This is a genomic window from Streptomyces sp. NPDC093225, assembly GCF_044753805.1.
Taxonomy (GTDB): domain Bacteria; phylum Actinomycetota; class Actinomycetes; order Streptomycetales; family Streptomycetaceae; genus Streptomyces.
Genome location: NZ_JBIVNX010000004.1, coordinates 71,955 through 94,613, shown reverse-complemented (window position 1 = coordinate 94,613; position 22,659 = coordinate 71,955). Strand labels below are relative to the sequence as shown.

Annotated in this window: 17 protein-coding genes; 3 read left to right on the top strand and 14 right to left on the bottom strand. The window is 74.0% G+C overall.

The annotated features are described in order from the left end of the window. Positions 1 to 41 precede the first annotated feature (41 nt). The 3 genes from ACIQCH_RS06155 to ACIQCH_RS06145 form a co-directional block, all read right to left on the bottom strand. Positions 42 to 809 carry an NUDIX domain-containing protein gene (locus tag ACIQCH_RS06155; RefSeq protein ID WP_402578436.1) on the bottom strand — a complete coding sequence of 256 codons (768 nt, stop codon included), beginning with the start codon at positions 807 to 809 and terminating at the stop codon, positions 42 to 44. An 81-nt stretch (positions 810 to 890) separates the two neighbouring features. Next, a complete protein-coding gene (locus ACIQCH_RS06150) occupies positions 891 to 2,930 on the bottom strand; it encodes a glycogen debranching N-terminal domain-containing protein (RefSeq protein WP_402578434.1) in 2,040 nt (679 codons plus the stop codon). Between the two features lie 125 nt (positions 2,931 to 3,055). Then, positions 3,056 to 4,678, bottom strand: a complete 1,623-nt coding sequence (locus ACIQCH_RS06145; protein ID WP_402578432.1) for a DUF4192 domain-containing protein — start codon at positions 4,676 to 4,678, stop codon at positions 3,056 to 3,058. Positions 4,679 to 4,788: 110 nt separating this feature from the next. On the opposite strand from ACIQCH_RS06145, the gene ACIQCH_RS06140 reads away from it, so the two are divergent. Continuing rightward, complete coding sequence (locus ACIQCH_RS06140) at positions 4,789 to 6,948, top strand: RecQ family ATP-dependent DNA helicase (protein ID WP_402578430.1); 2,160 nt, start codon at positions 4,789 to 4,791, stop codon at positions 6,946 to 6,948. Positions 6,949 to 7,173: 225 nt separating this feature from the next. Continuing rightward, a complete protein-coding gene (locus tag ACIQCH_RS06135) occupies positions 7,174 to 7,809 on the top strand; it encodes a hypothetical protein (protein ID WP_402578428.1) in 636 nt (211 codons plus the stop codon). Positions 7,810 to 7,923: 114 nt separating this feature from the next. Here the strand turns inward: ACIQCH_RS06135 and ACIQCH_RS06130 are convergent, their stop codons facing one another. The 9 genes from ACIQCH_RS06130 to nrdR all read right to left on the bottom strand — a co-directional run bounded on the left by ACIQCH_RS06130 (position 7,924) and on the right by nrdR (position 17,245). Continuing rightward, a complete protein-coding gene (locus ACIQCH_RS06130; protein ID WP_402578426.1) occupies positions 7,924 to 8,616 on the bottom strand; it encodes a hypothetical protein in 693 nt (230 codons plus the stop codon). 59 nt (positions 8,617 to 8,675) lie between these two features. Beyond that, complete coding sequence (locus tag ACIQCH_RS06125; RefSeq protein WP_402578424.1) at positions 8,676 to 9,377, bottom strand: ribonuclease HII; 702 nt, start codon at positions 9,375 to 9,377, stop codon at positions 8,676 to 8,678. 173 nt (positions 9,378 to 9,550) lie between these two features. Continuing rightward, positions 9,551 to 10,459: an ADP-ribosylglycohydrolase family protein gene (locus tag ACIQCH_RS06120; protein ID WP_402578422.1), complete on the bottom strand. Its 909-nt coding sequence runs from the start codon at positions 10,457 to 10,459 to the stop codon at positions 9,551 to 9,553. A gap of 11 nt (positions 10,460 to 10,470) precedes the next feature. Further along, the gene (locus tag ACIQCH_RS06115; RefSeq protein WP_402578420.1) at positions 10,471 to 11,130 is read right to left on the bottom strand and encodes a histidine phosphatase family protein; all 660 of its coding nucleotides are present in this window, start codon (positions 11,128 to 11,130) and stop codon (positions 10,471 to 10,473) included. Positions 11,131 to 11,233: 103 nt separating this feature from the next. Continuing rightward, positions 11,234 to 11,839 (bottom strand): YdbC family protein, encoded by a 606-nt coding sequence (locus tag ACIQCH_RS06110; protein ID WP_030204474.1) that lies wholly within the window; start codon positions 11,837 to 11,839, stop codon positions 11,234 to 11,236. Positions 11,840 to 11,872: 33 nt separating this feature from the next. Further along, positions 11,873 to 12,694, bottom strand: a complete 822-nt coding sequence (locus ACIQCH_RS06105) for an arylamine N-acetyltransferase (protein ID WP_402578418.1) — start codon at positions 12,692 to 12,694, stop codon at positions 11,873 to 11,875. Positions 12,695 to 12,761: 67 nt separating this feature from the next. After that, on the bottom strand, positions 12,762 to 13,463 hold the full coding sequence (locus tag ACIQCH_RS06100; protein ID WP_402578416.1) for a DUF6215 domain-containing protein: 702 nt from the start codon (positions 13,461 to 13,463) through the stop codon (positions 12,762 to 12,764). A gap of 218 nt (positions 13,464 to 13,681) precedes the next feature. Then, complete coding sequence (locus ACIQCH_RS06095) at positions 13,682 to 16,564, bottom strand: vitamin B12-dependent ribonucleotide reductase (RefSeq protein ID WP_402578414.1); 2,883 nt, start codon at positions 16,562 to 16,564, stop codon at positions 13,682 to 13,684. A gap of 168 nt (positions 16,565 to 16,732) precedes the next feature. After that, positions 16,733 to 17,245 (bottom strand): transcriptional regulator NrdR, encoded by a 513-nt coding sequence (gene nrdR / locus ACIQCH_RS06090; RefSeq protein WP_030204484.1) that lies wholly within the window; start codon positions 17,243 to 17,245, stop codon positions 16,733 to 16,735. Positions 17,246 to 17,787: 542 nt separating this feature from the next. Here nrdR and lexA point away from each other — a divergent pair. Beyond that, on the top strand, positions 17,788 to 18,579 hold the full coding sequence (gene lexA, locus ACIQCH_RS06085; RefSeq protein ID WP_030204489.1) for a transcriptional repressor LexA: 792 nt from the start codon (positions 17,788 to 17,790) through the stop codon (positions 18,577 to 18,579). Positions 18,580 to 18,722: 143 nt separating this feature from the next. Here lexA and ACIQCH_RS06080 read toward each other — a convergent pair whose 3' ends face one another. Then, positions 18,723 to 20,693 carry an ATP-dependent DNA helicase gene (locus ACIQCH_RS06080; protein WP_402578412.1) on the bottom strand — a complete coding sequence of 657 codons (1,971 nt, stop codon included), beginning with the start codon at positions 20,691 to 20,693 and terminating at the stop codon, positions 18,723 to 18,725. A 109-nt stretch (positions 20,694 to 20,802) separates the two neighbouring features. Continuing rightward, complete coding sequence (locus ACIQCH_RS06075) at positions 20,803 to 22,644, bottom strand: IucA/IucC family protein (protein WP_402578411.1); 1,842 nt, start codon at positions 22,642 to 22,644, stop codon at positions 20,803 to 20,805. Between the last annotated feature and the right edge of the window lie 15 nt (positions 22,645 to 22,659).

The following is a 22,659-nucleotide window of genomic DNA, read 5'->3' as shown; positions in this document are numbered from 1 at the left end:
CCGCCGACCCGGCCGATCCGGACGTGCGGACGAACGCCGGGTCAGACCTCCGGCCGGAGCATCGGCGGGTTCAGGAGGGTGGCGCCGCCGGCGCGGAACAGCTGGGCCGGCCGGCCGCCCTGGCGGGTCGTGGTCCCCCCGGCCGGCACCAGGAAGCCCGGCGTGCCGGTGACCTTGCGGTGGAAGTTGCGCGGGTCGAGCGCGACGCCCCACACCGCCTCGTACACCCGGCGGAGCTCGCCGACGGTGAACTCCGGCGGGCAGAAGGCGGTGGCGAGCGAGGAGTACTCGATCTTGGATCGGGCGCGCTCCACGCCGTCGGCGAGGATCCTCGCGTGGTCGAACGCGAGCTGCCCGCCCTCACCCTCCCGTACGAGGCCGCCCTCGACGTCCAGGAGTTCGTCGACCGGCGCCCAGCGGGCGCTGTTGGCGTCGCCGCCGGCCCGGGGGGCGGGCAGGTCGGGGGCGAGTACGAGGTGCGCGACGCTGACGACCCGCATCCGGGGGTCCCGCTTGGGGTCCCCGTACGTGGCGAGCTGCTCCAGGTGCGCGTGCGCCCCGTCGCCCGCCCCGGGCTCGGCCGGGTCGTGGACGCACAGACCCGTCTCCTCGGAGAGCTCACGGGCCGCGGCGGCCGACAGGTCCTCGTCTCCCCGGACGAAGCCGCCGGGCAGCGCCCAGCGCCCCTGGAACGGCTGCTCACCCCTGCGGACGACCAACGCGCAGAGCGCGTGGCGCCGTACGGTGAGCACGACCAGGTCGACGGTGACTGCGAAGGGCGGGAAGGCCGACGGGTCGTAGGGCGACATGCCGCGATCATAGTCGTCTGCCTGACGATAAACAGTCCTTTCCCGATCTCCTTCACCATCCGCACCAGGACTCCAGCCGCTTCAGACACCCAGTTGCAGCGCATCGGCGGCCTCCTCCACCATGCCCAGCCCGAGGCGGCTGACCCGGACCGCGAAGGGCTCCCCCGCCACGCGCAGCCCGGACAGCCGCAGCGCCCCGAGCGGGGCGCTGCTGACGGGGTCCAGCGCCACCGCGCCCGCCGGTGCGTCGGGGCGGACACCGGCGAGGGCGGTCAGGACGTGGATCCCCGCGGCGGCCGCGACCGCCGCGGGGCGGCAGGCCGCCGGGTGGGGAAGGGGGGCGCTGCCCGCGGTGCGCTGCGGGGCCGCGTACATCTCGGGCAGTCGGAAACCGAAGGACTCCGCAGCGTCCAGCAGGCCCCGCAGCAGCCCGGTGGCCTCCTTGTCGAACCCCGCCGCCGCCAGCCCGGTGACGGCCACGGCGGTCTCGTGCGCCCGCACCGCCCCGGAGCGGTGTCCGAAGGGGTTGTGGCCGGGCTCCTTGGCACCGAGGCTGCGCAGCCCCCACCCGGAGTCCATGGCGGGGGCTCCGAGCAGGCGGGCGAGCTGCTCGGTGCGCACCGGGTCGAGGAGCCCGGGGGCGAGGCGACCGCCGCGGAGCAGTCCGGTGTCGAGCAGGTGGGCCGCGGCGCCGGCGAGGTGCGCCACGGGTCTGCCGTCGGGGCGGAGCGCGGCCGCCGGTGCGCCACCGGCGGGCGTCTCGGTCCAGAAGGCCTCCCGGAACCGCTCGCGCAGGGCGCCGGCCCACTCCCGCCACTCCTCGGCCCCGGGCCGGCCGTGGGCCTCCAGCAGCTCGGCGCCGAGGAGCGCGGCCCGGTGGGCGTGCGCCTGGGTCTCGCAGCGTCTCGGCCCGGCGGCCGGGTCCGCGACGAAGCCGTCGTCCCCGACGGCACCGCGCAGCCAGGCCAGGCAGCGCTCGGCGGCGGGCAGGAGGGCTTCGACCTCCTTGTCGGGAAGTCCCCACCGGGAGGCCTCGGCCAGGACCGCCGGGAAGGCGAGGGTGGCTTCGGTTCCGGTGCACCCGGGAGGCAGCCGGTGGCCGGCCGCGCGCAGCGGTCCGGGGATCCAGCCGGTGTCCGGGCCCCGGCCGGCCACCTGCGTACGGGCCAGGGCCCGCAGGGTGCCGGCGGCGAGCCCCGGGCCCAGGGGCAGGGCCATCCGGGCCGCCCAGAGGGACTCGGCCGGTGCGAGCCCGCACCGCCACGGCACCCCGGCCGCCGCAAAGGCATCGGCCGGCTCGGCGGGGTCCCTCAGCAGGAGGGCCCGGAGATCGTCCACGCTGCTCCGGAACAGCCGCTCGATCCGGGGGTCGTCGTCACCCTCCGCCCGGGCCTCGGCCAGGGGGCCGGCGAGCTGGGCCACGGGGGGCCGGGGGACGCGGTCCTGACTCGTGCGCAGTTCGATGGTGCGGGCCTCGCCGGGGGCCAGGTCGAGCTCCCAGCGCAGCAGCCCCATCGACGCCAGGGCGTCGTCCGGCGGCGGTTCGGCCGTGGTGACGGCCTGCGCTTCGGGGGTGCTCCACCGCAGGCCCGCCGCGTGGACCCCGGCGGGCACGTCGGGCCCCGCCCGGCCGGCGGCGACCGCCCCCAGCTCCGCCAGGTCCGTGCCGAGGGAGATCTCCACGGGCAGCCGCAGCCGGCGGGCGGCGAAGCTGCGCAGGGTGATGCGCTCGGTGCCGTCCGCGTGCCGGACCCGGTCGACGCTGATGTCGGGGTCCGGTCCGGGGTCGGCGCCGGTGCGCACGGTGGCGGTGAACGCGGCCCGGTCCGCGCCCAGGCTGCGGCCCTGGACGGCGACCGGGTCGCGGCCGGCGATCCGCAACAGGCAGCGCGACAGGAGCCGGCGGCCGGCCCGGTAGATGCCGTCCAGGCCCCGGCCGGTGAGCTGACCGTGCTCGGGCGAGATGGCGAGGCAGGGCGCGGCCACGCAGATCAGCGCGGCGTGCACGGGTGGGAGTTCGGCAGGCCTGCGGGCCGGGGCGCGCGGGGCCCGGCCGGGCGGGACGGCGGGTGGCGGCACCGACGACGGCGGCTTGCGGGCGGGGGGAACGGGATGGGCCATGCGACGCCTTGTCTGCGCTCCGGACGGTTTCGCTGGGCGGCGGTGCGGCAGGGCTTCCTCCACCACTGAGCTGAACGCCGCAGCGGGCGGCCGGGTCACGGGCCGTCGGCACACGCGGTACCCGCTCACGGCGCGCCTCCCGCCACGCCCTTGCGGCCGCGCCGCGCGCCCTTGGTCTCCCGCCCGGTCGGCACGGTGCGCCGCGGGCCCGTCCCACCGGCCCTCCCGGGTCCCCGCCCGACCGGACGGGCGCCCGCGCGACCGGTGCGCGGGTCGGCCGGGCCCCCTGCGTCCCGGATACCGGGCTGCGCAGGCGCCGGCGGTGCGGGGGCCGGGGTCGTCGGCACCGCCGGCGCGTCCCGGTCCGGCCACTCCCCCGGCGCCCGCCGACCGTCCTGGACGGGCGCCACGGTCCCCTCCGCCGTCGTGGCGAACGGCTCCTGGGCCCAGTCCGGCGGTTCCGAGGCGCGCCGCCCGCGCTCCGCGCGCAGGCACTGGCGCAGGGCCTCGGGGTCCAGCGCGGCGTTGCACGCGTGGTGGAGCAGCAGCGCGAAGCGGTAGCGGGGGTCCGCGCCCAGCGCGCGGGAGAGGGCGACGCGGGCGCTGGGCTCGTCTCCCAGGGACCAGGCGACCCAGCCCGCGAGGGTGAGCGGGGCCGCCGCGTGTTCCGCGTACTCCCCCGTGCAGCGGCGGGCCAGGGCGCGCCACAGTCGCAGCGCGGGGCCGGCCTCCTCGCCCTCCATCCACTCGGCGGCCACGTCGCGGGTCCGGCGGTCCTGGAGGCCGAGGATGAGCCGGGCCGCGTCGTCATCGGTGACCAGGGCGTCGTCCCACGCGTCCGAGCCGGGCCCGCCGTCCTCCGGCGTGGCCCGGGCCAGGCAGCGCATCACCGTGCGCGCGAGGCCGAGGGTCTCGGCGGCCACCTCGTCCCGCGCGCCGCCTTCCAGGATCCTCGGGACCAGCGCGGCGGCGGCCCGGTCCAGCGCCCGTACCTGCTCGTCGGCGGTCGGCCCGGTGAGCGGGGCGAGCCGCGCCTCCAACTCCTTGAGGGAGCCCCGGACCTGCAGTCCGGCGTAGGTGGCCGCCGCGGCCATGACCGAGGTCCCCGGCAGGGCCACCGGGTTGCCCTCGTCCGGGCAGCAGCGCGCGTCGGGGCAGCAGTAGCTCCAGTACCGGCCGCCGGAGAGGCACAGTGCCTCCAGCACCGGTACGTCGAGCGCCCCGCTCGCCAGCCGCAGTCGTTGGGCCAGTGGCCGCAGCCGGGCCATGACCTGGGCGGGGGTCTCGCCCTGGCCCGGATCCTGGCAGAGGAAGACGACGATGCCGTCGGGGCGGCCGCCGCGCCGTTCGCTGCCCTCGACCAGGGTTTCGGCGGCCTGGGCGGCGAGGTCCTCCCACTCGTCGGGTGCGGGCGGAATGCCGACCCGCAGCCGGCCTCCGAAGCGTCCGCCGCTGCCGTGCACGGCGACCATCACGATCGAGTCGTCGGGGTGGTAGCCCAGCATGTACGGCAGGGCGTCGGCCAGTTCGGCCGGGCTGCGCAGGGTGATCTGCTGCTCGTCCGGGAGCGCGCCGCGGGCGAGGGCGTCCCGCGCGCGGGAACCGGGAGGACCGGCCCCGTCCGCGAGCGGATCGTGCGGGCGGGAGTCGTGGGCCCGGGAGCCGTGCGGGTGGGAGTCGTGGGATCGCGGGTCGAAGGGGCGCGGGTCGAAGGAATCGGGACCGGTGGAGTCGAAGTGGTTTGCCATGCCCCGACGGTCCCGCGGACCGCCCCCGCCCCGCCAGGCCTGTGGATAACGTTATCCACAGGCCCGAGCGGCATTCGCGCGATGTCAGCGGCATCGGGTTGCATGGGGGTATGAACGCAGAGCTCAGGGCCCAGGCCGATTCCGTACTCGCCCGCCTCGTCGGTGACCCGTCGGGCACCGCCCGGCTGCGCGAGGACCAGTGGCGCGCGATCGAGGCGCTGGTCGCGGACCGGCGCCGGGCGCTGGTCGTGCAGCGGACGGGCTGGGGCAAGTCGGCGGTGTACTTCGTCGCCACGTCCCTGCTCCGGGCCCAGGGCAGTGGTCCCACGGTCATCGTCTCGCCGCTGCTGGCCCTGATGCGCAACCAGGTGGACGCGGCCGCGCGCGCGGGCATCCACGCGCGCACGATCAACTCGGCGAACCCCGAGGAGTGGGAGACCATCCAGGCCGAGGTCGCCGCGGGCGAGGTCGACGTCCTGCTGGTGAGCCCCGAACGGCTGAACAACCCCGAGTTCCGCGACCAGGTGCTGCCCAAGCTCGCCGCGGCCACCGGCCTGCTGGTGGTCGACGAGGCACACTGCATCTCCGACTGGGGACACGACTTCCGCCCCGACTACCGCCGGCTGCGCACGATGCTCGCCGACCTGCCGCCCGGCGTCCCCGTCCTCGCGACGACGGCGACGGCCAACGCCCGGGTCACGGCCGACGTGGCGGAGCAGCTGGGCACCGGGGCGGGCACCGACGCGCTGGTCCTGCGCGGCCCGCTGGACCGCGAGAGCCTGAGCCTGGCGGTCCTGCAGCTGCCCGACAACCCGCACCGGCTGGCCTGGCTGGCCGACCACCTCGACGAGTTGCCCGGTTCGGGCATCGTCTACAGCCTCACCGTGGCCGCGGCCGAGGAGGTGACGGCGTACCTCCGCCAGCGCGGGCACGCCGTGGCCTCGTACACCGGCCGCACGGAGAACGCGGACCGCATGCAGGCCGAGGAGGACCTGCTGGCCAACCGGGTGAAGGCGCTGGTGGCCACCTCCGCCCTGGGCATGGGCTTCGACAAGCCCGACCTCGGCTTCGTGGTGCACCTGGGCTCGCCCTCCTCCCCCATCGCCTACTACCAGCAGGTGGGTCGCGCCGGCCGCGGCGTGGAGCACGCGGAGGTACTGCTGCTGCCGGGCCGCGACGACGAGGCGATCTGGCAGTACTTCGCCTCGGTGGCCTTCCCGCCCGAGGAGCAGGTGCGCCGGACCCTCGACGTCCTGGCGGGGTCCGGCCGCCCGATGTCGCTGCCCGCACTGGAGCCGCTGGTGGACCTGCGCCGCACCCGCCTGGAGACCATGCTCAAGGTCCTCGACGTGGACGGTGCGGTGCACCGTGTGAAGGGCGGCTGGACCGCCACCGGGCAGCCGTGGGCATACGACGCGGAGCGGTACGCGTGGGTGGCCCGGCAGCGGGCCGCGGAGCAGCAGGCCATGCGGGACTACGCGGCCGCGACCGGGTGCCGCATGGAGTTCCTGCGCCGTCAGCTGGACGACGAGGAGGCCGCCCCGTGCGGCCGCTGCGACAACTGCGCGGGCGCCCGGTACACGGCGGACGTCTCGCAGGCGGCGCTGGACAGCGCGCGCGGCGAGCTGAGCCGCCCCGGCGTGGAGCTGGAACCGCGCCGGATGTGGCCGACGGGCCTGCCGGCGGTGGGCGTGGACCTCAAGGGGCGGATCCCGGCCGGCGAACAGGCCGGCACCGGGCGGGCCCTGGGCCGGCTCTCCGACATCGGCTGGGGCAACCGCCTGCGCCCGATGTTCGCCCCGCAGGCAGCGGACCAGCGAGTTCCGGACGACGTCGCGCAGGCGGTGGTGAGCGTCCTGGCCGACTGGGCGCGCGGCCCGGGCGGCTGGGCGTCGGGCGCCCCGGACGCACCGCCCCGGCCGGTGGGCGTCGTGGCGATGGCCTCCCGCACCCGACCGCAGCTGATCGGCTCGCTGGCCGCCCGCATCGCGGAGGTCGGCCGGATGCCGCTGCTCGGCACGGTGGAGTACGCGGGCGACACCCCCGAGTTCGGTCTGCCGTCCTCCAACAGCGCCCAGCGGGTCAGGGCCCTGCACCAGCTCTTGACGGTCCCTCGGGAACTGGCGGACGCCGTGGCCGGTTCGGGTGGTCCGGTCCTGCTCGTGGACGACCGCGCGGAGAGCGGTTGGACACTCGCCGTAGCCGCCCGACTGCTCAGGAAGGCAGGCGCAGAAGGGGTGTTTCCGCTGGTCCTTGCGGTTCAGCAGTAAGGCGTTGCGTCAACAGCGGCGTGTACAGGGCGTATCGGGGGAAGGATATGAACGGCATACCGACCGAATCCGGTCGGTGACGCCAAATGCTCGTTGCCGCACACTGACGGGCCACGCCAGAATTGGGGTGCCCCCGCACCGGCTCGTCGGCCCTTCTTTGGGCTGCGCCGCGGCGTGCCAGCACTCGTCCGTGCCCGTCCGCGGGCGCCAGCCGAAGGGAGGACCGTGACCTTCGGATTCGCTCCGTCCGCAGCCGCGCAGATATCCGACGCCACGGGGAACACCAGCCGCCACGGCCACGGCCGTCTGCTGGAACCCTCCGAATGGGCCGAGGCCGGCATCCCCCTGCTGCGCAACCCGCGCGAGGTCGTCGCCGGTCTGTACGCCCGCCACAGCCCCGTGCCGCGCACCGCCGTGGTGGCCGTGCTCGGGCCGGAGGACCGGCTCGTGGCGAGCGCCTCGTTCACCCAGGCGGTCGCGTCCGCCGACGGCTGGGACTACCGCAACGCGCTGCTGTCCCGGCTGCGCCGGGTGATCCCGCACGACCTGCGCCGAAGAACGCCGGTGCGCACGGCGGTCCTGCTCTTCTGCCGCGACGGCGACGAGCGTTGGACCGAGGAGGACGGCGCCTGGATGTGGGGCCTGCGCGACGCCTGCACCCTGCACGGCCTGCGCTGCGGCGCGTACGTGACGCTGACCCGCGGCGGCTGGCAGGTGCTCGGTGAGGGCCGCGGCGGCCGTCAGCCCAGCGCCGGTTCCCGCCCGCTGCGACTGGCCGAGTCGGTCCCCGACGCGGGGCGGCTGACCCCGCGCATGGGCCCCGGGGCGATCGAGCCCCTGCGCCGCACCGCGGCACGCTGAGCGCCCGTCACCGAGAACGCGCCGCCCGCCAGGGGCCGACCGTCCGTGAGGCGCCCCGCGAGGGCACGCCCCACCGGGCGGTCCCGCCGACGCATGCGGCGGGACCACAGGGCGTCAGACGCCCGCACCCAGCACGGAGTCGAACTGCTGCGGATCGCCGCACACGATCAGCAGCGTCGCGGCCCGACCCAGCGCCACGGGCAGCGCCCGCGCGACCAGGTCCTCGGACCCGCCGTTGGCGGCGAAGACCACGACCGGGCGGGCGTCCGCCCGGTCGGCCTGCGCCGCGTCCGCGTAGAAGACGTCGTCCCCGGCGTCGTGCTGCGCCCAGTACGAGGCCTCGCCGAAGGAGAGTTCGTGCGCGGCCCACGGGTGCGCCTCACCCGTGGTCAGCACCAGGATGTCGCCCGGCGCACGACCGTTGTCGAGCAGCAGGTCCACGGTCTCCTCGGCGGCGTCGAGGGCTCCCTGCGCCGGGGCGGGGATCAGCTGGACCTGCGGTACGGCCGTCGAGACGGACGGCTCGGTGACGACCGCGGCGGGAGCGGCGGGAGCGGCCGGAACGGGGCCCGACGGGCGGGGCCCGGGCTTGGCCGCCTGCTGCGGCACGCGCGGCGCCGGCGGGGCGGGCCGGGGGGCTCCGCCGGCACGGCTCGCCGCCGCCGGGGAGGGACCGGGGCGCCCGGGCCGAGCGGCGGCGGGACGCGGACCAGGTACGGGACGAGGGGTCTGCGCGGAACGGCTCGGGGCCGGGTTCGCCGCGGGACCCTGGGCACTCTCGTGAATCTGAGGCTCCTCAGGAGGCATGAGTGGATGTCTATCAAACGCCGGTACGAGTCATACCGGATGGTGGTACGTACGTGCGATCAGAAATCGAAGCCGAGTTGGCCTCCGCTTTCCAGTTCCAGCGCCTCGTCGGACTTGCGCACCTTCTTGAGGTGCCGCCACTGCGGCAGCGCGTCGAGGTACGACCACGACAGCCGGTGGTACGGGGTCGGCCCCCGCACCTCCAGAGCCGCACGGTGCACCGGCGAGGGATAGCCGGCGTTGTCCGCGAAGGCGAAGTCTTCTATGCCCGGACCGAGTTCGGCCATCATGCGGTCCCTGCGGACCTTGGCGATGACCGAGGCGGCCGCCACCGCGACGCACGACCGGTCGCCCTTGATGACCGTACGGACCTGCCAGGGCGCACCGAGGTAGTCGTGCTTGCCGTCCAGGATCACCGCGTCCGGGCGCACCGGCAGCGCGTCGAGCGCGCGCACGGCGGCCAGCCGGAGGGCCGCCGTCATGCCCAGGGCGTCGATCTCCTCGGGGGAGGCGTCGCCGAGGGCGTACGCCGTCACCCAGCCCTCGAGCACGAGCGCGAGTTCGTCGCGTCGCCTGGGGGTGAGGAGCTTGGAGTCGGTGAGTCCTTCGGGCGGGCGGCGCAGTCCCGTGATCGCCGCGCACACGGTCACCGGACCGGCCCAGGCCCCTCGTCCGACCTCGTCGACCCCGGCGATGACCTTGGCTCCGGTGGTTGCGCGGAGGGAGCGCTCGACGGTGTGGGTGGGTGCTTCGTACGGCATGGCGCCAGATAGGTTACGCCGCCCGATACCGCCGGCGACACCCCACCCCCCGTGACCTGCGCGCACGGGGGTGCCGCCGGCCGTGCGGGCGGCGCCGGAACGGTCGGAACGGCCCGGCCGGACCGCGCTCCCCGGGCCTCGGGCCGGGCCGCGGGGAACCGGTCCGGCAGACCTCAGGCCGGGGCCGCGGGCAGCCAGTCCGGCAGGGCCTCGGTGCGCGCCAGCCAGGCGTCGGGCAGGACGTCCGTGCCCCGGCCGGCGAGTACGCCGCCCACGATGGCGCAGGTCGTGTCAACGTCCCCGCCCACGTTCGCGGTGGTCCAGAACGCCGTCTCGAAGTCGCCCAGCGAGCGGGCCGCCGACCACAGCGCGAAGGGCACCGTGTCGTGCGCGCTGGTCCGCCGCCCGCAGCCCAGGACCGCCGCGACCGTGCTCGCGTCGCCGTAGTCCAGCATGTCGCGGGCCCGCCGCAGGCCGGCGCCGACCGCACTGCGCGGCACCAGTGCGATCACGCCGTCGAGCAGGTCCTGGGGCGTCGGCGGCCCGGCCGGGGCGGCCGCCAGCGCGGCCGCCGCGGCCACCGCCATGGCGCCCACCACGGCCTCGCGGTGCTGGTGGGTGGTGTACGCGGAGATCTCCGCCTGGTGGGTGGCCTGCTCGGGGTCGTCGGCGTACCAGGCGCCGAGCGGCGCGATCCGCATGGCGGCGCCGTTGCCCCACGAGCCCTGGCCGTTGAACAGCGCGGCGGACAGCTCCCGCCAGTCCGCGCCCTCCCGGATCTGGCGCAGCATGCGGTTCACGGCCGGGCCGTAGCCCCGGTCGAAGTCGTGGTGCGCGGCGAACGAGGCCGCGAGCGCGTCCTGGTCGACGCGGCCGTGCGCGGCCAGGACGGCGACCACCGAGCAGGCCATCTCGGTGTCGTCGGTCCACTGCCAGTCGCCGTCGGGCAGCTCGTGCCGCTTGAGCAGCGGGTAGTTCTGGGGGACGAAGTACTGGGAGCCCAGCGCGTCACCCACCGCCAGCCCGCGGAGGCTGGCCAGGGCGCGTGCGTAGCGCCGGTCGGGGGAGGTGTCAGGGGTCATCCCGCGTAACTCTAGCCCCACAGGTCATACGGCTGGGGTGTGGTCCACCGCTCGAAGGGCCGGTCCAGCCGATACCGCCCGTCCGGACCCAGGACCAGGGTCCGGAACGAGCCGTTGTCGGGATTGGACAAGCACTCGAATTCGGCCACGGACCAGTGGAACCAGCGCATGCAGAACAGCCGCATGGTCAGCCCGTGGGTCACCAGCAGCACGTTCGGCGGGTGGTCGGGGGCCTCGAAGCTGCGGTAGAGGCTCTCCAGGAAGGCTCCGACGCGGTCGTACACGTCCGCGCCGGACTCCCCCTGGGCGAACCGGTAGAAGAAGTGCCCGTAGGTGTCCCGGTAGGCCTTCTGCAGCCGCACGTCCTCGCGTTCCTGCCAGTTCCCCCAGTCCTGCTCGCGCAGCCGCGGCTCCTCGCGCACCCGGACCCGGCCGGGCTCCAGCCGCAGCGCCCGGAACGTCTCCAGCGTGCGGCGGTACGGGGACACGTACGCGCTCACGCCCTCGTCGCCGAAGGTCTCGCGCAGCCGCGTGCCGGCCTCGACGGCCTGCGCTCGTCCGAGCGCGGTCAGGGCCAGGGCGTGGTCGGGCTCGCGCTCGTACACGGTGTCGTCGATGTTGCCCACCGACTCCCCGTGCCGGAGCAGAACGATTCTGCGCGGTCGTGGCATCCCACGACCCTAAGCGGCGCGGGGCGGCACCGTCGAAACGACGCTCTCCGGGGCCCGCACCCCGCCCGCACCCCGCCCGCCGCCGCCCGGTCGAGGGCGGCCGTCAGACGGTCCAGGCCGGCTCCAGGTCGACCACGTCCCCAGTGATCCCCTCCAGGTCGGCCTCGATCTGGGCCCGCAGCGACAGCCGCTCCACCCGCTCCTCGCGGTACTTGCCGTGCTCGGCGGCCGACCGCCACATCGACAGCACCATGAACTCCCGGCCCGGCGCCTCCCCGAACAGCCCGCGCAGCATCCCGGGCGAGCCCGCCATGGCCGGGTTCCACACCTTCTCCTGCATCAGCGCGAAGTGGTCGAGCCTCCCCTCGCGCACCTTGCAGTGGGCCACCCGCAGCACGTCGGCGTCCGTGAAGCGCGGCTCGAAGCCGGTCTTCACGTCGAAGCGGTGGTCGAACAGCGTGACCCGACCGTCCTTGTACGTGCCGTTCTGCGCGGCGGCGAGCCGGTCGTGGGAGCGCGCCATGAAGGAGTCGTAGAAGGACCGGCTCTCCCAGAACGCGAAGACGTGCGCCACCCCGGGGCGGCTGCGGCTCCAACCGCCGCCCTGTCCCCGGAAGCCCGGCTCCCCCGGCAGCCCCGCCCATTTCCGCTGCCCGCGCTCGAACCCCCGGCGGTCCACCACCGTGCAGCGAATCCACTTGACCAGCACCGCGCCATCGTACGGGGATCAGCACGCCACCGGTCAGACTCCCGCGCAGTAGGTCCGCACGAGTTCCGCCCCGTCGGTCTCGGACAGCTCGATACCGAACTCGCTTCCGAGCAGAGCGATCAGCCCGCCGGGCGCGGTGGTGTGCCGGTCGGCGGTCCACGGCGGCCGCACCCGGGTCAGTTCGTCCCGGACGAGCGCCACCCGCTCGTCCTCGGCGACCCGTTGGACCACGATCTGCCCGGTGAAGTGGGAGCGGGGGTGGGTGGCGCTGTAGTGGTTCATGAGCACGAAGTCCACCGGGTACGTGGCCTGCGGCCCGAAGGCGTACAGGTCCCGCCATCCCTCGTCGCCGCGCAGGACGCGCAGCACGTGCAGTCCCCCGTCCTCGCGGCCCACGGCGTACGTCCACGGGCCCTGCCGCACCTCGCCGGTCGCGTCCAGCGGCACCGGCTCCAGCGGCCCCTGGTGCCCGAACCCGGCGTCGGCCAGCCAGGACCGGCCCCCGGCGGTGACGACCAGGACGGCGTGGGTCACGGGCGTCAACACGTCGCCGCGGGTGCGGTTGCGGGCCCCGCGCGCGGCGACGTCGAAGCCGAGCCGCTCCAGCGCGGCGGCGAGGAGCGAGTTCTGCTCGTAGCAGTAGCCGCCCCGGCGGCGCCGGACCAGCTTCTCCTGCAGGCCCTTCACGTCGAGCGCGGGCGTCCGGCCCAGCGCCACGTCGAGGTTCTCGAAGGCGATGCCCAGCACGTGCGCCCGGTGCACTCCGCGCAGCGTCTCCTCCGTGGGCGCCAGCCCTCCGGTGTACCCGATCCGCGCCAGGTACGCGTCCAGGTCCAGCTCGTCACTGCTCCACATCGTCAACCCCCCGTTGGTCGTCGGTGGCCCCATCATCACCCGGCGCGCGGGGCGGAGCGGGAGCGTCTCAGCCCGCGGTCCAGCCCGGGACCGTCGGCAGCACCTTCTCGGCGACGCGGAACAGGGCGGGGTCGTCCGGGGACCTGCCGTCGCGGCGCCAGACGACGAGCTCGAACGAGTCGCCCCGGTCCTTCGCGCTGCCGGCGACCAGCAGGCTGCGGGCCGGGCCGCCGGGGCCGGTCTCGGGCTTGCCGTCGCCGAGGTCGAACGAGACGGCGGTGGCCTGGACCGTGGAGATGACCGCCTGGTGCCCCAGCACGGTCTGCACCTGGGCGCCGTTCCCGAGCAGTTGCGCCGCCTCCGCGACCGGCAGGTCGTCGTACGAGGCCGTGATCTTGAGCGCGTACGTGCCCAGTTGCACCGTCGCCTCGGGGGCGGCGAGCTTCTGGTCGCCCGCCATCTCCACCCAGCCCTCGCTGCCGTACGCGCTCTCCGCCCGCTCGCCCGGCGTACCGAGCAGTGCCGGCAGGTCCGGGCGGTTCAGCGCCTCGCACAGCTGCGCCCCGGTGACGTACCCCTTGGGGAGGGTGCCGCGCTGGGAGCGGGAGCAGTCGGCGGGCGGGGCCGGTTGCGCCCGTTCGCGCTTGTGCACCTGCACCTGCCACAGCCCGCCAGCCAGCCCCCCGACCAGCACCACGGCCGCGACCGCCTGCACCCCCGCGTTCAGCCCCTGTCTCGTCCGTTTCGTACCGGCCCGGTTGTCGGCCACGTGCTTCCCCCCTGCTGTTCGCGCTCGCTGCGCGCGGGGGAGCCTAACCCGTGCCGGTTACCGGCCGGTACCGGTTACCGGGCTCCGGGCACGCCGAAGGGGACCGACCACGGGTTCGGGTCGGTCCCCTTCGGGAGCACTGCTCCGCCACCGGCGCCGGTCGGGCGCCCGCGGCGTCAGGCGTCCGGCGCCGGACGACCGGCGTCAGACGTCCGGCGTCAGCTGCAGCCGCTGGTGGAGCCGCAGCCCTCGCAGATGTAGCAGGAGCCGGCGCGCTGCATCTTCGTACCGCAGGAGAAGCACAGCGGGGCGTCGGCGCTCACGCCGAGCTGCATCTCGACGAGCTCGGCGTTGGTGTGCGCCTGCTTCGGGACCGGGACCTCGGCGACCGGCTGCGGGGCGGCCGGGACGGCGGCCAGCGGCGCCGACTGGGCCAGGCCCTCGACGTCGATGTCCTCCTCGACCGGCTCGTACGAGCCGGTCTCCAGGTGGCGCTGGCGCTCCTCGGCGGAGTGGATGCCGAGGGCGGAGCGGGTCTCGAAGGGCAGGAAGTCCAGCGCCAGGCGGCGGAAGATGTAGTCGACGATCGACTGCGCCATCCGCACGTCCGGGTCGTCCGTCATGCCGGCCGGCTCGAAGCGCATGTTGGTGAACTTCGAGACGTAGGTCTCCAGCGGCACGCCGTACTGCAGGCCCACGGAGACGGCGATGGAGAAGGCGTCCATCATGCCCGCGAGGGTCGAGCCCTGCTTCGACATCTTGAGGAAGACCTCGCCCAGGCCGTCGTCCGGGTAGGAGTTGGCCGTCATGTAGCCCTCGGCACCGCCGACCGTGAAGGAGGTGGTGATCCCCGGGCGGCCCTTCGGGAGGCGCTTGCGGACGGGGCGGTACTCGACGACCTTCTCGACCGCCGCGCGGATGGTCTCCTCGGTCTTGGCGGTCACCTCGGCCTTCTCGTCCTCCTTCTTCTTGGCGGAGAGCGGCTGGCCGACCTTGCAGTTGTCGCGGTAGATCGCGAGCGCCTTGACGCCGAGCTTCCACGCCTCGAAGTAGATCTCCTCGACCTCCTCGACGGTCGCCGTCTCCGGCATGTTGACCGTCTTGGAGATGGCGCCGGAGATCCACGGCTGGATCGCGGCCATCATGCGGACGTGGCCCATCGGGGAGATGGAGCGCTCGCCCATGGCGCAGTCGAAGACCTCGTAGTGCTCGGTCTTCAGGCCGGGGGCGTCGATCACGTTGCCGTGCTCGGCGATGTGGGCGACGACCGCCTCGATCTGCTCCTCCTGGTAGCCCAGGCGGCGCAGGGCCTGCGGGACGGTGCCGTTGACGATCTGCATCGAGCCGCCGCCGACGAGCTTCTTGAACTTGACCAGGGCCAGGTCCGGCTCGACACCGGTGGTGTCGCAGGACATCGCCAGGCCGATGGTGCCGGTCGGGGCGAGGACGGAGGCCTGGGAGTTGCGGAAGCCGTTCTTCTCGCCGAGGCGGACGACGTCCTGCCAGGCCTCGGTGGCCGCGGCCCACACGGGGGTGTCGAGGTCGTCCAGGCGCGGGGCGGCGGCGTTGGCGTCGGCGTGCTGCTTCATGACGCGCTGGTGCGGCTCGGCGTTGCGGGCGTAGCCGTCGTACGGGCCGACGACGCCGGCCAGCTCGGCGGAGCGCTTGTACGCGGTGCCGGTCATCAGGGAGGTGATGGACGCGGCGAGCGCGCGGCCGCCGTCGGAGTCGTACGCGTGGCCGGTGGCCATCAGCAGGGCGCCGAGGTTGGCGTAGCCGATGCCCAGCTGGCGGAAGGCGCGGGTGTTCTCGCCGATCTTCTGGGTGGGGAAGTCGGCGAAGCAGATGGAGATGTCCATCGCGGTGATGACGAGCTCGACGACCTTGGCGAAGCGCTCGACCTCGAAGGACTGGTTGCCCTTGCCGTCGTCCTTGAGGAACTTCATCAGGTTCAGCGAGGCGAGGTTGCAGGACGTGTTGTCCAGGTGCATGTACTCGCTGCACGGGTTGGACGCGGTGATGCGGCCGGACTCCGGGCAGGTGTGCCAGTTGTTGATCACACCGTCGTACTGGATGCCCGGGTCGGCGCAGGCCCAGGCGGCCTCGGCCAGCTTGCGGAAGAGCGCCTTGGCGTCGACCTTCTCGATGACCTCGCCGGTCATGCGGGCGCGCAGGCCGAAGTCGGTGCCGTTCTCGACGGCCGTCATGAACTCGTCGTTCACGCGGACGCTGTTGTTGGCGTTCTGGTACTGGACGGACGTGATGTCGTCGCCGCCCAGGTCCATGTCGAAGCCCGCGTCGCGCAGGGCGCGGATCTTCTCCTCCTCCTTCACCTTGGTGGCGATGAAGTCCTCGACGTCCGGGTGGTCCACGTCGAGCACGACCATCTTGGCCGCGCGGCGGGTGGCGCCGCCCGACTTGATCGTTCCTGCGGACGCGTCGGCGCCGCGCATGAAGGAGACGGGGCCGGAGGCGTTGCCGCCGGAGGAGAGGAGCTCCTTGGAGGAGCGGATGCGGGAGAGGTTCAGGCCGGCGCCGGAGCCGCCCTTGAAGATCATGCCCTCTTCCTTGTACCAGTCGAGGATCGACTCCATGGAGTCGTCGACGGACAGGATGAAGCAGGCGGAGACCTGCTGGGGCTGCGGCGTGCCGACGTTGAACCACACCGGCGAGTTGAAGCTGAAGATCTGGTGCAGGAGGGCGTAGGTCAGCTCGTGCTCGAAGATCTCGGTGTCCGCGGGCGTCGCGAAGTAGCCGTAGTCCTCACCGGCCTTCGTGTACGTCTTCACGATCCGGTCGATCAGCTGCTTCAGGCCGGTCTCGCGCTGCGGGGTGCCGACCGCGCCGCGGAAGTACTTGCTGGTGACGATGTTGACCGCGTTCACCGACCAGAAGTCGGGGAACTCGACGCCGCGCTGCTCGAAGTTCACCGAGCCGTCGCGCCAGTTGGTCATGACGACGTCACGACGCTCCCAGACCACCTCGTCGTACGGGTGCACGCCGGGGGTGGTGTGGATGCGCTCGATACGCAGGCCCTTGCTCGTCGCCTTGGCTCCCTTGGCGCGGGAACCACGTGCCGGACCGCTCGCCGTCTCTGTCATGCCGCTGCCTCCCATATACGGGCAAAAACGCCCTAAAGTGCCCGCGAAATTCCGAATCCGTTGGCACGGTGTGTGTCTGCTGTAGCTGTTCGCCCGCGGCACGGTGCCCCGCGGACAGGTCTGTGTTCTCTTCGCCCGACCGAACCGGCCGCTCTGCGGCCGGCCGGGTCAGTCGGCGGCGGAGGCGGGCTCGGGGACCTGGACGGTCTCCGCGGCCGCGGCCTCTTCATGAGGAGGACGCCGGTCGCGCAGTTCGGCGATGGCGGCCTCGAAGTCTTCCAGGGTGTCGAAAGCGCGGTAGACCGACGCGAAGCGCAGGTACGCGACCAGGTCGAGCTCCTGCAGCGGGCCGAGTATGGCCAGACCCACGTCGTGCGTGGTCAGCTCGGCGCTTCCGGTGGCCCGCACCGCCTCCTCGACCCGCTGGCCCAGCTGGGCGAGGGCGTCCTCGGTCACCGGACGCCCCTGACAGGCCTTGCGCACGCCGGAGATGACCTTGGTGCGCGAGAAGGGCTCGGTCACGCCCGATCGCTTGATCACCATGAGTGACGCGGTCTCCACCGTGGTGAAGCGGCGGGAGCAGTCCGGGCACTGGCGGCGTCTGCGGATCGACGTGCCGTCGTCGGTGGTGCGGCTGTCGACGACGCGGCTGTCGGGGTGCCGGCAGAAGGGGCAGTGCACGGCTCCGATCCCTCCCTCATGGCACGACTGAATCACCTCGGAGCACCACCGGGCAGATCCCTGCCGGGGCTCTCGAAGCAGCCACCAGCATATGCGATCCGGAGGACTCTGTCGGCCCAGCCGAACACAACCACTGGGTGGCCAGGCCAATCCAACCACTAGATCTTGGGTTGCGGCCGAAAATCGCCGCTTCGGCGTGTCGCCCGCGACCGTACGGATCCGGACAGCTGCGGACAGTGCCGCGGAGGGGTGGGAGGCGACGCACGAGCCTACAAGGAGGCGGGCCGGTCCACGGATTCCGGGGGCGCCGGTGCCACACTGGGCTCAGCCCCCGACGGCCGCGATCCGACCGGGAGGGGTACCGTGATGAGCGGATTCACCACCGAACCCGCGTTCGGTGTGTTGATCGCCCATACACCTCGTCATGTGATCACGTCCGGTTAACTGCGAATTTTCACTCGAACGTGTGTTTGGCGCAACCTTTCGAAAGCTACTACCGTTGTCCAGCCAGGGAGAGCAAGCGCATTTCGAGAGGGGCCGACGTGACCACCACCGCAGACAGTGCCACCATCACTGCCCAGAACCGCTCCCAGAGCCGACTCGAGCCGGTGCACGCCATGAATGACGCAGCCATGACCCCGGACCCGGACACGATGCGGCCCGCACGCTCGCTGCCCGGCCGACCTCCCGGCATCCGCGCGGACAGCTCGGGGCTCACGGACCGGCAGCGGCGGGTCATCGAGGTCATCCGGGACTCGGTGCAGCGGCGCGGATACCCACCGTCGATGCGCGAGATCGGCCAGGCCGTCGGCCTGTCCAGCACGTCCTCCGTGGCCCACCAGCTGATGGCGCTGGAGCGCAAGGGCTTCCTGCGCCGCGACCCGCACCGCCCGCGGGCGTACGAGGTCCGCGGCTCGGACCAGCCCAGCACGCAGCCCACCGACACCGCCGGCAAGCCCGCCGCGTCGTACGTGCCCCTGGTCGGCCGGATCGCCGCCGGTGGCCCGATCCTGGCCGAGGAGTCCGTCGAGGACGTCTTCCCGCTCCCGCGGCAGCTGGTCGGCGACGGCGAGCTCTTCGTCCTCAAGGTCGTCGGCGACTCGATGATCGAGGCCGCGATCTGCGACGGCGACTGGGTCACCGTCCGCCGCCAGCCGGTCGCGGAGAACGGCGACATCGTCGCCGCCATGCTCGACGGCGAGGCCACCGTGAAGCGCTTCAAGCGCGAGGATGGCCACGTGTGGCTGCTCCCCCACAACGCGGCCTACCAGCCCATCCCCGGCGACGAGGCCACCATCCTCGGCAAGGTCGTCGCCGTCCTGCGGCGGGTCTGACCCCGCCGCTCACGAGCGGGTCCGCCACCCGCTCTCCCTGAGCCGGACCCCGGGACCCACTGCGCCGGTCCCGGGGTCCTGTCATGCCCGGACGCACCGGGTCGCTCCCCGCGCGCCGACGGCTGCTCCCCGCCGGCCGGCGCCTACTTCCCGTCGGCCTGCGCCGCCGCGTCGATCGCCGCCAGCGACTTCCGCACCTGGTTGCGGTCCGTGGTGTACCAGAAGTCCGGCAGCGAGGAGCGCAGGAAGCCGCCGTACCGCGCCGTCGCCAGCCGCGGGTCCAGCACCGCCACCACGCCCCGGTCGCCGGAGGCCCGCACGAGCCGTCCCGCGCCCTGCGCCATCAGGAGCGCCGCGTGCGTGGCCGCCACGGCCATGAAGCCGTTGCCGCCGTTCTCCTCCACCGACTTCTGCCGGGCGCTCATCAGAGGGTCGTCGGGCCGCGGGAACGGGATGCGGTCCATCACCACCAGCTGGCAGCTCGGTCCCGGCACGTCCACGCCCTGCCACAGCGACAGCGTCCCGAACAGGCACGTCCTCGGGTCCCCGGCGAAGGTCTTGATCAACTCGCCGAGGGTCTCCTCGCCCTGGAGCAGGATCGGGTTGTCCAGCCGCGTGCGCAGCTCGTCCGCCGCGGCCTGGGCGGCCCGCATCGAGGAGAACAGCCCCAGCGTGCGCCCGCCCGCCGCGCCGATCAGCTCGGCCAGCTCGTCCATCATGTCGCCGCGGGTGCCCTCCCGGCCGGGCGTGGCCAGGTGCTTGGCGACGTACAGGATGCCCTGCTTGCGGTACTCGAACGGGGAACCGACGTCGAGTCCCTTCCACTCGGGCAGGTCCTCGCCCTCCATCCCCTCGGGGCCCAGGCCCAGCGAGGCGCCGACGCCGTTGAAGTCGCCGCCCAGCTTGAGCGTGGCCGAGGTCAGGACGACCGAGCGCTCGGAGAACAGCTTCTCGCGCAGCAGGCCCGACACGGACATCGGGGCGACCCGCAGGGTCGCTCCGAAGCGGTCGTGCCGCTCGAACCAGACCACGTCCCACTCGGAGCCGACCAGGATCCGCTCGGCGACGTCGTGCACGTTCTCCACCGACGCGAGGGCCTGCTTGCGCACCGCGTCCTCGTCCTGGACGGACTTGTCCCGGGTGGTGCCCAACGCCGAGACCACCGTGCGCGCCGCGTCCCGCAGGGCGGCCAGCGCGTACCCGAGGTCCTCGGGGATCTCCTCCAGGCGGCCCGGCAGGGCCAGCTCCATGACCCTCTCGAAGCCCTCGGAGGCGGTCTGCAGGGAGTCGGCGACCTTCTCGTCGACCAGCTTCGCCGCGCGCTTGACCGCCCGGTTGACCTGGCCCGGGGTGAGCTCGCCGGTGGCGACGCCGGTGACCCGGCCCACCAGCTCGTGCGCCTCGTCGACGATCAGCACCTCGTGCTGCGGCAGGATGGGCGCGCCCTCGATGGCGTCGATGGCCAGCAGCGCGTGGTTGGTGACCACCACGTCGGCCAGCTTGGCGCGCTCGCGGGCGGCCTCGGCGAAGCACTCCGCGCCGTACGCGCACTTGCTCGCGCCCAGGCACTCCCGCGAGGAGACCGACACCTGCGACCAGGCCTTGTCGGAGACGCCCGGGGTCATGTCGTCCCGGTCGCCGGTCTCGGTCTCGTCGGCCCAGTCGCGCAGCCGCAGCAGGTCCTTGCCGAGCTTGCTGGTGGGGGCGGCCGCCTCGAACTGGTCGAAGAGGCCCTCCTCCTCGTCCTGCGGGGCGCCCTCGTGCAGCCGGTGCAGGCACAGGTAGTTGGAGCGGCCCTTGAGCATCGCGAACTCCGGCCGCCGGCGCAGCAGCGGGTGCAGCGCGTCCACCGTGCGCGGCAGGTCGCGCTCGACCAGCTGCCGCTGGAGCGCCAGCGTCGCGGTCGCCACCACCACGCGCTCCCCGTGGGCGAGCGCCGGCACGAGGTAGCCGAGGGACTTTCCGGTGCCGGTGCCCGCCTGGATGAGGCGGTGCGACTGCTCGTCGATCGCTTCGCCGACGGCTTCGGCCATGGCCACCTGGCCGGGCCGCTCCGTGCCGCCGACGGCGGTGACGGCGGCGTGCAGCAGGTCGGGGAGTGAGGGCTTCGTCATAGCACCGACAACCCTACGCGGCGCCGCCGACAGGCCGTGACGTCCGTGGGCCCGGCCGGCTCCCCACCGGCGGTCCCCGGCCCTCCGCCGGCCGGGGCGGACGCCCGGGTCACGGCCGGTGCAGCGGGTTCGGCACGGTCCCGTGGACCACCGCGTGCGGCCGCCGGGGCCGGTCGCGGTAGCCGTCGGCGTGCAGCCGGTTGCGGTTCAGGCACAGCCGGTCGATCCGCGGCCCGAGCAGGTCGAACAGCGCGAACCGTTCCTTGAGCTCCGGGAACCGCTCCTGGTAGCGGACGATCTCGGCCCGTACGAGCGACCAGAACGCGTCCTCGGGTACCTCCAGGCGCTCCGCGCACAGCGCCGAGAGGTAGCGGAAGACGCCGACGAACAGTCCGGAGTGGATGAACTGCGGCAGGAAGGACGCGGGCTCGGTGAGCAGTACCCCGCCCACCTGCGCCGGCAGCCCGGCCCGCTCCGGCAGCGGCTCGGCGCTGACGTTCACGTCGTCGACGAAGTCCTTCACCGCGAGCCGCACCGGCACGTCGTGCTCGTCGAAGATCACGATCGCGTTCTCGCCGTGGGGTGAGAAGACGGTGCCGTACTTGTAGAGGAAGTGCAGCAGGGGCGGCAGCAGCGCGCCGAACAGCCGGCGCAGCCAGACGGCGGGCGGCAGCCCCGAGCGCGCGACCAGTTCCTCCGTGAAGGCCCGCCCGCGCGGGTCGACGTGCAGCAGGGAGGCCAGCGTGCGGGCCCGCTCGCCCCGGTCGAGCCGACCGGTCAGGGGCTCGCGCCAGATCGCGCCGAGGAGCTCCCGGTACTGGTACGGGACCTCGGGCAGGTCGTCGTAGAAGGGGTGCCGGACGGTGACCGACGCCACTTCGCCGAGCAGCACGACCCGGGTGTCGTCGCGCAGGAAGGGGTCGGCGTCGCGCAGCCCGTGCACCCAGGCGGTCACCGCGGGCGCGGCGAGGGTCCGCTCGGTGGGCAGGCCGCGCCAGACCAGGGTGTTGAGCACCGACAGCGGCAGCTTGACGGTGTGGCGCTCGGGTCGGGCGACGTTGAGGAAGGTGCGGACGGACTGCTGGGGCAGCCGCAGGTCGGGGTCGGCCGGCAGCGGTACGAGCTGCCCGGAGGCGAGCCAGGGGGCGAACAGCGGCAGCACCACCTCGTCCCACTGCCAGGGGTGGACGGGGAGGTAGAGGTAGCCGGCGGGGTCCAGCCCCCGGGCCCGCAGCTCGCGGTCGAAACCGGCCCGGGTGGCGGGGTCGAGCTCGCGCGCGTAGAGCCGCTCGGGCTCCGCGAGGCCGCCGGTGCCCCGGTAGGCGGCGATCGAGGTGTGCGCCGCGAGCCAGGGCAGCCGGCGACGCTGCCGGGCCTCGGGGGCCCAGGCGGCGGTGTCGGCGGCGGAGAACCCGAGCCGGCCCTTGTTGGGTACGAGCCAGGGGTGCCCGGTCTGGTGCCCTTCGAGGGCGGCGTAGTCGAGGTCGGCGAGGACGTCGGCGGTCAGGGCGGTGTGGTCGAGCCGGGCGTCGGCGGCCAGCGTGGTGCCGAGCTCGCGCAGCAGGTGCCCGAGGGTGGCGCCGTCCAGGCCGATCAGCTCCCGGGCGAGCACCACGAACCGCAGCGGGTCGCCGAACTCCACCGGGGCCGCCCCCGCACCCGCCGGGGTGTGGGTCAGCGAGCGGGGGTCGACCCGCCAGCTGTCGTACGCGCCCCGGCGCGCGCGGAAGCCGAGGGTGCCGGAGCCCGCGTCGAGCGGCAGGGTCCAGGCGTCCCGGCCCTGCGCCGGTACGGGGTCGAGCAGGCCCTCGTACGCGAACTCCCCGAGCATCTTGGCCAGCATCCGGCGGGCGGCGGCCTCCCAGGTGGCGCTGTTGAGCTCGGGCGGGCACTGGGGGGTCGTGGGCGTCGCGGGCCGGTCCGCTTCGTGGGACGTGGGGAAGGTCGGCACGGGGCTCCTCGGTCG